Below are 7,927 nucleotides of genomic sequence, written 5' to 3'. Positions count from 1 at the left end.
GTCGTTGCCGCTGCGCGGCGCGCTGACGAGGATGCATGGGGGCTGGCTCCACGGGTGGGCAGTTGGGTTTGGCCACTCTCAGCCTACCACCACCGCCAGCCTTTCTCATGCGTTTCAGCAGGTTGGGATTATCTTAGTGCCATTCGGGCACTACCCATTTAATCAGCGTTTCCTTAATTTCTGTACAGTCTCCTAGGATCGGTTCTCAAGCGGGTAGTGCTCTAGATATGGCGCTTACACGCAGCGACCAAAATCGTATCGATTGACAAACAATCCGATGACGATATCGTGCATCGTTTCGAGCTTTGAGAAACAAATGGTCTTCCGTGCCAACCGTTTAATCCGCGTCCTGAGAGTGAGATGCTTGCGTTCGATTTTTTGGGTATTCGCTTTACTAATGACCTGTTGTTGCGCTGGCAAATGGCGCTGATAAGCGCCCCAGTCGTCCGTATAAAAGCGCGTAATACCAAATGGCTCAAGGAGCGCCTTCAGAAAGAGGAATGCCGTATCTTTGCGCCGACCGAACACATAGGCCAGGACAGTACCCGTCTGGTGATCGATCGCATGCCATAACCAGCGTGGTTTTTCTTTACATTGAACATAGCTCCACATTTCGTCCAGTTCGGCCTCAATAGCCTCAACCTTTTGAATCTCAACGGTAATTTCACTTAACTTTAGTTTTTCGAGTGCGATTTCGTTAACAGAGCTGAGAGATGACTCTTTTTTTTATTTCGTTGATGACGGTGGTTTGGGACACATTCAACACGCGCGCGGTATCGCGAATGCCACTCCCGTTGAGCGCCATGTCAATAATTTTTTTCTTGACCTCGGGGAGGTGCCCCTGATAACTGTAATCCAAAATGAAGGTGTTTATTGAACAGGATTCATTATTACATGAATAGCGTTGCTTGCCTCTGTCCGTCTTTCCGCGTTTCGTGACTTTTTCAGAGTGGCAATGCGGGCAATGCACGGAAACTTCGGCCATCTTAAAGAATCCTCACAGAAAAATTATGGATTTATAGAGAAGCATTGATTTTAAAGATAATCCATGTCTGAAGCACTACCCTCAAGCGTTACGACCAACACTTTCTCTGGCTCGTCGGCTCATCGCTACCAGCGCGGGTCTGGTCATCGCCGCCCTGCGGTTTCTATAGTGAGGTATCTGGGTAGAACGGCCAGGCTCCGATGTCGACCCTTGGCATGGACGCTCCCCATCCCATTGTTGGTCGCGGCGGCCACCACTGGGTCGCGCCCCAGGGACGGATTTCGAACACCGCTATTTATCCAGGACAGGCTCGAATGCCCGATAGTCTCGACCGGCTCAACGCCCGTTTGCTCCAGTTCGCGCGCGAACGCGACTGGGAGCAGTTCCATTCACCCAAGAACCTCGCCATGGCCCTGGCGGGAGAGGCGGGCGAGTTGCTGGAGCATTTTCAGTGGCTCACCGAGGCTCAAAGCGCCGAGCTTGACGATGAGAAGCGGCGCGAGGTGGCCCTTGAGCTGGCGGATATCCTGCTCTACCTGATCCGGCTCTCCGAGCGACTGGGGATCGATCCAATCGCGGCGGCCGAGGAGAAGATCGCCATCAACGAGCGGCGCTATCCGGTCGAGAAGGTGCGCGGCGACGCGCGGCGGGCGAGCGAGTATCCGGACTGATCCGCTCGGCGAGTTCGCCTCGGCGCCGGTCCTTAGCGCGCGCTTCCCGCGTGTTGGCGCCGGGCCTTGGGGTTGAAGCCTCGCAATAGGCGGGCGAGCCGGATGCCGGTCTCTCCGGTCCGCCGCGCGCCGTACCGGGCCGGGACATAGAGGGCGAGAAAGCGGCTGACGGTCGCGCTCAGGTCCGGTCGGGCCGCGGCGATGCGTTGTCCGTAGTCGCCGGGGCCCTCGTGCGGATGACGGGGTAGCCCGGCGCGCGCGAGCCGTTGGCAGAAGCGGGCGTAGAAGGCGTCGAGCGGATCCCGCTCGCCCTTGTCCCGCATCATGGCCAGGAGCACGACCCCGAGCGTCAGCGAGACGGCGAGGACCATGAGCGCGGCGAGCCCGTATTCCCTGAAGTCGCCGAGTCCCAGGCGATCCATGAGGTCGAGCTGGTCGTCCGCCGAGAAGTCCAGCACCCAGTTCTGCCAGGTGGCGTCCAGGGTGTCGGCGATCAGGCGCATGTTCCGGATCCAGTGGGCGATGGCGCTGGCGTCCCCGAGATCGAAGCGGGCCGAGGCACCGGCGCCCAGCAGGCGGGTGGCGGTGCGGTTGTCGATGCGCGAGGGATCCACGGCGGCGGTCGGGTCGACTCGAACCCAGCCGCGCCCGGCGATCAGTACCTCGACCCAGGCGTGGGCGTCGGATTGGCGGACGATCTTGTAGCCGCCGATGTCGTTGTCCTCGCCGCCGAGATAGCCGAGCACGATGCGCGCGGGCACCCCGCCGAGACGCATCAGCAGGGCGAAGCTGCTGGCGTAGTGCTCGCAGAAACCGCTGCGGGTCTCGAAGAGGAATTCGTCCGCCGGGTTCGCGCCCAGCGCCGGCGGCAGCAGGGTGTAATGGAAGGCCTCGCGGTTGAAATGGGTCAGTCCCAGTCGCACCAGATCCCAGTCGCTATCGGCCCTGGCGCGCCAGTCGGCCACCAGATCGCGCATGCGGGGCGTGACGTTCTCGGGCAGCCTCAGCGCCAGTTCGCGCAGACGCGGATCCGGCTCATGGGTGCGATAGCTCAGGGCCGAGCGAACCGCGTAACGCTTGAGGGCGTTGACCGGCTGGCTGGCCAGGAGCTGGAAATCCGGGTTGATGGCGGCGTCCGCCGGCTCGCTGACCGGCATGTCGAGCGCGAACAGCCAGCGTTGCCGGGTCGGCTCCAGGACCACCTCGTAGTCGATCGGGTCGGCGGATTCGATCAGGCCGGCTGGATCCTGCCAGTCGGGCGGCGGGCGCCCCGGCGTCCAGCGTCGTCCATCCATCTCCCAGAGCACCGGGCCGCGCCAGTAGAGCTGGTCCGGACGCGGCGGCGCGCCCTCGAAACGGACGCGGAAGGCCAGTTCGCCATTGACCACCAGCTCGCTGATGTTGCCCGGCTCCATACTGTCGGACATCCCCATCAGTCCTTTACTGGCGTCGACTCCCAGGCTCCAGAGCGGGGCGTGCAGGCGTGGGAAGAGCACGAAGAGCACCAGGGTGAGCGGCAGCGCGTGCAGCGTGAGACGGCCCGCGATCCGCAAGGCCGGTCGCAGCCCCGAGCCAAGCAAGCCGCCATTGAGTTCGACCAGGAGGGTCACGATGCCCAGGGCGACCAGTCCCAGATAGAAGGTCAGCGGAAAGGACTCGTCGAACAGGAACTGGATGACGATCAGAAAGCCCATCAGGACCAGCACCAGACGCAGATCCCGCTTGCTGTGCAGCTCCAGCAGTTTGAGCGCGATCATGGTCGTGAACAGGGCGGCGCCGCCGTCCTGACCGGCGAGGGTCTGATAGGCGTTCAGACAATTGGCCACGCCCGCGAAGGTCAGGAGGGCGCGGATCCAGCGGTTGGGGACGGCCGCCGGCCAGCGCAGACCGGCGACGCGGATGGCGAGGATCAGGGCCAGAAAGGCGTTGATCCGCCAGTCCAGAAAGCGCAGGAGCGGCAGGCCGGCGGCGAGGACCAGCAGGCTGGTCCAGAGGATTTGTCTCGGCTGTGGGTGTTCGTCGGGCGGGATGGGTTTGGTTTTAAACATGACCGAAGAGCGCCAGTCGGGTGAGACAGCGTTGGACATGGGCCGGACCTCGCGCCAGTCCCTCCAGCGCGCCGGGCAGGCGCAGCCCGAAGCGCGCCCCGGCCGCTCCGGCGTCCAGCACCTGACGGGCGAGGATCCCGAGCCGGACCTCGGGGTCCGGGGCGCTCAGGCGCGACCAGTCGATCCAGATCTCGTCTCCTTCCTCGCCGCCGAACTGTTTCACCAGCAGCCCCCGCTCGCGGGCGAACGCCTTCCAGTCGATGTGTCGGGTGGAGTCGCCGGGCCGGTAGCCGCGCGAGCCGAGATAATCCTCCAGGCCCTCGACCGGCCGCTTCCTGGGGTAGCGGCCATCGCCCGCGTCGCGTTCGGGTGCCGGCGCGCGCGCGGCCGGTCGCGGATAGACCAGGGTCGTGGCGTCCGTGGCGATGTAGCACCAGGCGCGAAAGAGTCCCATCGGATGGCGGGTCTCCAGCGTCAGGTATTCGATCCGGCAGGGACCGCGTCGCACCGCCGGGAGGCCGAGTCTGACCAGCCGCTGGTCGTCCGCCGGCACGGCTTGGGGCGGGGCGCGCTCGCGGCCCTTGACGATCTGGAGGTCATGACGGGGGCGCTGTCGTTCGGCGCGCAGACTGATCTCGAAGGTGGCGGTTTCTCCAGCGAAGACCGCCGGCCCTCCCCGTGCCTGGACGGCGACGCCGAGCAGGTTGAACCAGGCGTGGTGCATGGCGACCAGACCCACCGAGGCGAGGAAGAAGGTGAAGAGCAGCCCGAGGTTGTTCTGATAGTTGAGCGAACCCAACAGCATGACCATCAGCACTGATCCGTACATGAGCCCGGCGCGCGTCGGCAGGATGTAGATCTGCCGCGCCCCGACGCGCGCCACGCCGTCGGATCCAGTCGGCACGCGGCGCAGTAGGTTGGCGAAATACCGCCTCGCCAGGACGACGACGCGGTTGCTCGAACCGCTCAAGCCTGGGGTTTCGATCGCCATGGTTCGATCAGTCATGACCCTCGTCCAATGATGAAACTGAGCTAAAGTGTTGCATCGAAAACCAGGGTCTTTACAGGTGGATTCCAGCGATGTCCCGTAAAAAACTCCCCATCGGTATCCAGACCTTTCGCGAGATATGCGAGGACGACTGCTATTACGTCGACAAGACCGGCTTCGCCCTGCGTCTGATCGAGACGGGCAAATATTATTTTCTGTCCCGGCCCCGCCGCTTCGGCAAGTCGCTGTTTCTCGATACCCTGGCCGAGCTGTTCGCCGGCCGGGAGCCGCTGTTCCGGGGATTGGCGATTCACGATCACTGGGATTGGAGCACGTCCTATCCGGTTCTTCGCTTCAGTTTCGGCGGCGGTCTGGTCCAGAGCCCAGAGGAGCTGGAGCGCAAGATTCGCGAGCAGCTCCATGTCAATCAGTCGGCCCTGGGTTTGGGCTGCGTCGAGCCCGGCATCGACGGCTGTTTCGCCGAGATGATCCGCCAGGCCCATGCCGCGACCGGTCAGCGGGTGGTGGTGCTGGTCGACGAGTACGACAAGCCGATCCTCGACAACCTGACCCGACCGGAAACCGCGCGCGCCATGCGCGATGGACTGCGCAACCTCTATTCCGTCATCAAGGACATGGATGCCCATATCCGCTTCGCCTTCCTCACCGGGGTGAGCAAATTCAGCAAGGTCAGTCTCTTTTCTGGCCTGAACAATCTGAACGACATCAGCGTCGACTCCGGCTATTCGTCCCTGTGTGGCTACACCGAACAGGATCTTGAAACCGTCTTTGCCCCGGAGATCGAGGGCTTGGATCGCGCCGAGATCCGCGACTGGTACAACGGTTACAACTGGACCGGCGAATCGGTCTATAACCCTTTCGATCTTCTGCTGTTGTTCCAGAAGCGGAAATTCCGTCCCTGGTGGTTCGAGACCGGCACGCCGACCTTTCTCGTCGACCTACTCACCCAGCGCGCCACCTGGTTGCCCCGGCTCGGACATCTGGAGACGGACGCCGCGCTGCTGTCGAGCTTCGACGTGGACGCGATGACCACCGAGGCCCTGATGTTCCAGGCCGGCTATCTGACCATCGACCTGGAGGAGGAGATCAGCGGCAACTATTTCTATCGCCTGCGCTATCCGAATCGGGAGGTCTATCAGAGTCTGAACGGCGCGCTGCTGACGGCCTGGACACCCCTGGGTCAGGAGGCCGTGCGGCATCGCAAGTCGCTCCACCAGTTGCTGTTGGCCAATGACTTCGTCGGGATGGAGGTCCTGTTCGGCGCCTTTTTCTCCAGCATCCCCACCGACTGGCATCGCAAGAATCCCATCGCCCGTTACGAGGGCTATTACGCCAGCGTCTTCTACGCCTATTTCGCCTCCCTGGGACTGGATATCACCCCCGAGGATGCCAGCAACGCGGGTCGGCTCGACATGGCGGTGCGCTTCAACGGGCATGTCTATCTCTTCGAGTTCAAGGTCGTGGAACTGACCCCCGAGGGACGGGCCTTGAAGCAGATCAAGGACCGGGGCTATGCCGACAAGTACCGCCGCCTGGGTCAACCCATCCATCTGATCGGGGTCGAATTCAGCCGCGAGCGCCACGCCCTGGTCGGTTTCGAGGTCGAAAGCCAATAACCCGCCAAACCAATCACTCAGACCGGAACGTTGGCGAGGATAAAGGAGGCAATCTCCTTGTCGGCGACCCGCTGCCCCGCTTCTCCGCCCGTGAGTCGATGCACGGCGCAGGCCGGCAGCACGGCCTGGACGTCCTCGGGTATCACATAGTCGCGATCCGCCAGCATGGCCCAGGACTTGGAGGCATGCAGCAAGCCAAGTCCGGCGCGTGGCGATAGCCCGTAGGCGAAGCGCTCCGAGCCGCGGGTGAACTGGAGGATGGCGTGGACATAGTCGACGATCGGCTGGGCGGCATGGATGCGGTTGACCGCTTTCTGCAACTCGATGAGCTGGGCGTTGGTCAGGGCCGGTTGCTGGCGCGCCACCATGTCGCGTCGGTCCTCACCGGCGAGCAGGATCTTTTCCTGGGCGGCATCCGGATAGCCGAGATGGATGCGCATCAGAAAACGGTCCAACTGGGATTCGGGCAGCGGGAAGGTGCCGACCTGGAACAGCGGATTCTGGGTCGCGATGACGAAGAAGAGTTCGGGCAGCGGACGGGTTTCGCCTTCGACCGTCACCTGGCGTTCCTCCATCGCCTCCAGTAGCGCGCTTTGCGCCTTGGGGGTGGCGCGGTTGATCTCGTCGGCGAGAATGAGCTGGGAGAAGATGGGGCCGGGATGAAAGCGAAAGCCCTCGGCAGCGCGGTCGTAGACCGAAACGCCGATGACATCGGCCGGCAGGAGGTCGCTGGTGAACTGGATGCGCGAATACTCCAGACCCAGCAGGCGCGCGAGCAGGTGGGCGAGGGTGGTCTTGCCCACGCCCGGCAGATCCTCGATCAGCAGATGTCCGCGCGCGAGCAGACAGGCGAGGGCCAGGCGCAATTCGTGGTCCTTGCCGAGGATCACGGCTCGGGCGCTCTCCAGGATGCCCTCGGCGAGTCCGGGACGCTGTTGGCTCTGTCTGAACGGAAGGCTCATGGGCGTCGCGCTCCCTTGGATCCGCCGTCCTGTCGGACGGTGAAAACCTCTCTCTTTTCAAACGTCTTTCCGGTTCCATTTTGGGTTAGACTTGCCGGCTTCATTGGACTGGGCTTCCTGTCATGTTCGCGAGCGATCAATACGATGTGGTGGTGGTCGGCGGCGGTCACGCCGGGACCGAGGCGGCGCTGGCGGCGGCCCGGTGCGGCGCCCGAACCCTGCTGCTGACCCAGAACATCGAAACCATCGGTCAGATGAGCTGCAATCCCGCGATCGGCGGGATCGGCAAGGGGCATCTGGTCAAGGAAATCGACGCGCTCGGCGGTCTCATGGCCCGCGCCGCCGATCGGGGCGGTATCCAGTTCCGTATCCTCAATGCCAGCAAGGGTCCGGCGGTGCGCGCCACCCGTGCCCAGGCTGATCGTCAGCTCTACAAGGCGGCGGTACGCTCGGCGGTCGAGAATCAGCCGGGGCTCGTGATCTTTCAGCAGGCGGTCGATGACCTCGTCGTCGAGGGCGACCGCGTGGTCGGCGTCCAGACCCAGATGGGGCTGCGCTTCAGGACGCGCGCGGTGGTACTGACGGTCGGCACCTTCCTCGGCGGTCGCATCCATGTCGGGCTCTCCAACCATGAGG

Annotated in this window: 7 protein-coding genes; 3 read left to right on the top strand and 4 right to left on the bottom strand. The window is 63.2% G+C overall.

Translation table 11 applies throughout. The features are described from left to right. Window positions 1-234: 234 nt before the first annotated feature. Window positions 235-985 (bottom strand): IS1 family transposase gene (locus CKO27_RS25425; protein ID WP_420825861.1). Its coding sequence is split into 2 segments (ribosomal slippage): window positions 235-724 and window positions 723-985, totalling 753 coding nucleotides; the frame shifts between segments, so codons are not numbered across the junction. A 314-nt stretch (window positions 986-1,299) separates the two neighbouring features. On the opposite strand from CKO27_RS25425, the gene CKO27_RS22870 reads away from it, so the two are divergent. Next, a complete protein-coding gene (locus CKO27_RS22870) occupies window positions 1,300-1,656 on the top strand; it encodes a nucleotide pyrophosphohydrolase (protein ID WP_200377225.1) in 357 nt (118 codons plus the stop codon). Window positions 1,657-1,688: 32 nt separating this feature from the next. Here CKO27_RS22870 and CKO27_RS22865 read toward each other — a convergent pair whose 3' ends face one another. After that, the gene (locus tag CKO27_RS22865) at window positions 1,689-3,704 is read right to left on the bottom strand and encodes a transglutaminase TgpA family protein (protein WP_200377224.1); all 2,016 of its coding nucleotides are present in this window, start codon (window positions 3,702-3,704) and stop codon (window positions 1,689-1,691) included. Next, window positions 3,697-4,710, bottom strand: a complete 1,014-nt coding sequence (locus tag CKO27_RS22860) for a DUF58 domain-containing protein (RefSeq protein ID WP_242471086.1) — start codon at window positions 4,708-4,710, stop codon at window positions 3,697-3,699. The genes CKO27_RS22865 and CKO27_RS22860 overlap by 8 nt, the downstream gene beginning before the upstream one ends. Window positions 4,711-4,784: 74 nt before the next feature. Between CKO27_RS22860 and CKO27_RS22855 the strand changes: the two genes are divergently transcribed. Further along, window positions 4,785-6,329, top strand: coding sequence for an ATP-binding protein (locus CKO27_RS22855; RefSeq protein WP_200377223.1), 1,545 nt, complete (start codon window positions 4,785-4,787; stop codon window positions 6,327-6,329). A 17-nt stretch (window positions 6,330-6,346) separates the two neighbouring features. Here CKO27_RS22855 and CKO27_RS22850 read toward each other — a convergent pair whose 3' ends face one another. Further along, a complete protein-coding gene (locus CKO27_RS22850; RefSeq protein WP_200377222.1) occupies window positions 6,347-7,291 on the bottom strand; it encodes an AAA family ATPase in 945 nt (314 codons plus the stop codon). A 122-nt stretch (window positions 7,292-7,413) separates the two neighbouring features. Here CKO27_RS22850 and CKO27_RS22845 point away from each other — a divergent pair. Then, window positions 7,414-7,927: FAD-dependent oxidoreductase (locus CKO27_RS22845; RefSeq protein WP_200377221.1), on the top strand; the 514-nt coding region annotated here is incomplete at its 3' end.

This window comes from Thiocystis violacea, assembly GCF_016583575.1.
Lineage (GTDB): Bacteria > Pseudomonadota > Gammaproteobacteria > Chromatiales > Chromatiaceae > Thiocystis > Thiocystis violacea.
This window is presented reverse-complemented; position numbering and strand designations above follow the sequence as displayed.

Coding starts and splice junctions, on each gene's coding strand:
- CKO27_RS22860 (WP_242471086.1), bottom strand. CDS start 4,710: ATGACTGATCGAACCATGGCGATCGAAACCCCAGGCTTGAGCGGTTCG.
- CKO27_RS22850 (WP_200377222.1), bottom strand. CDS start 7,291: ATGAGCCTTCCGTTCAGACAGAGCCAACAGCGTCCCGGACTCGCCGAG.
- CKO27_RS22855 (WP_200377223.1), top strand. CDS start 4,785: ATGTCCCGTAAAAAACTCCCCATCGGTATCCAGACCTTTCGCGAGATA.
- CKO27_RS22870 (WP_200377225.1), top strand. CDS start 1,300: ATGCCCGATAGTCTCGACCGGCTCAACGCCCGTTTGCTCCAGTTCGCG.
- CKO27_RS22865 (WP_200377224.1), bottom strand. CDS start 3,704: ATGTTTAAAACCAAACCCATCCCGCCCGACGAACACCCACAGCCGAGA.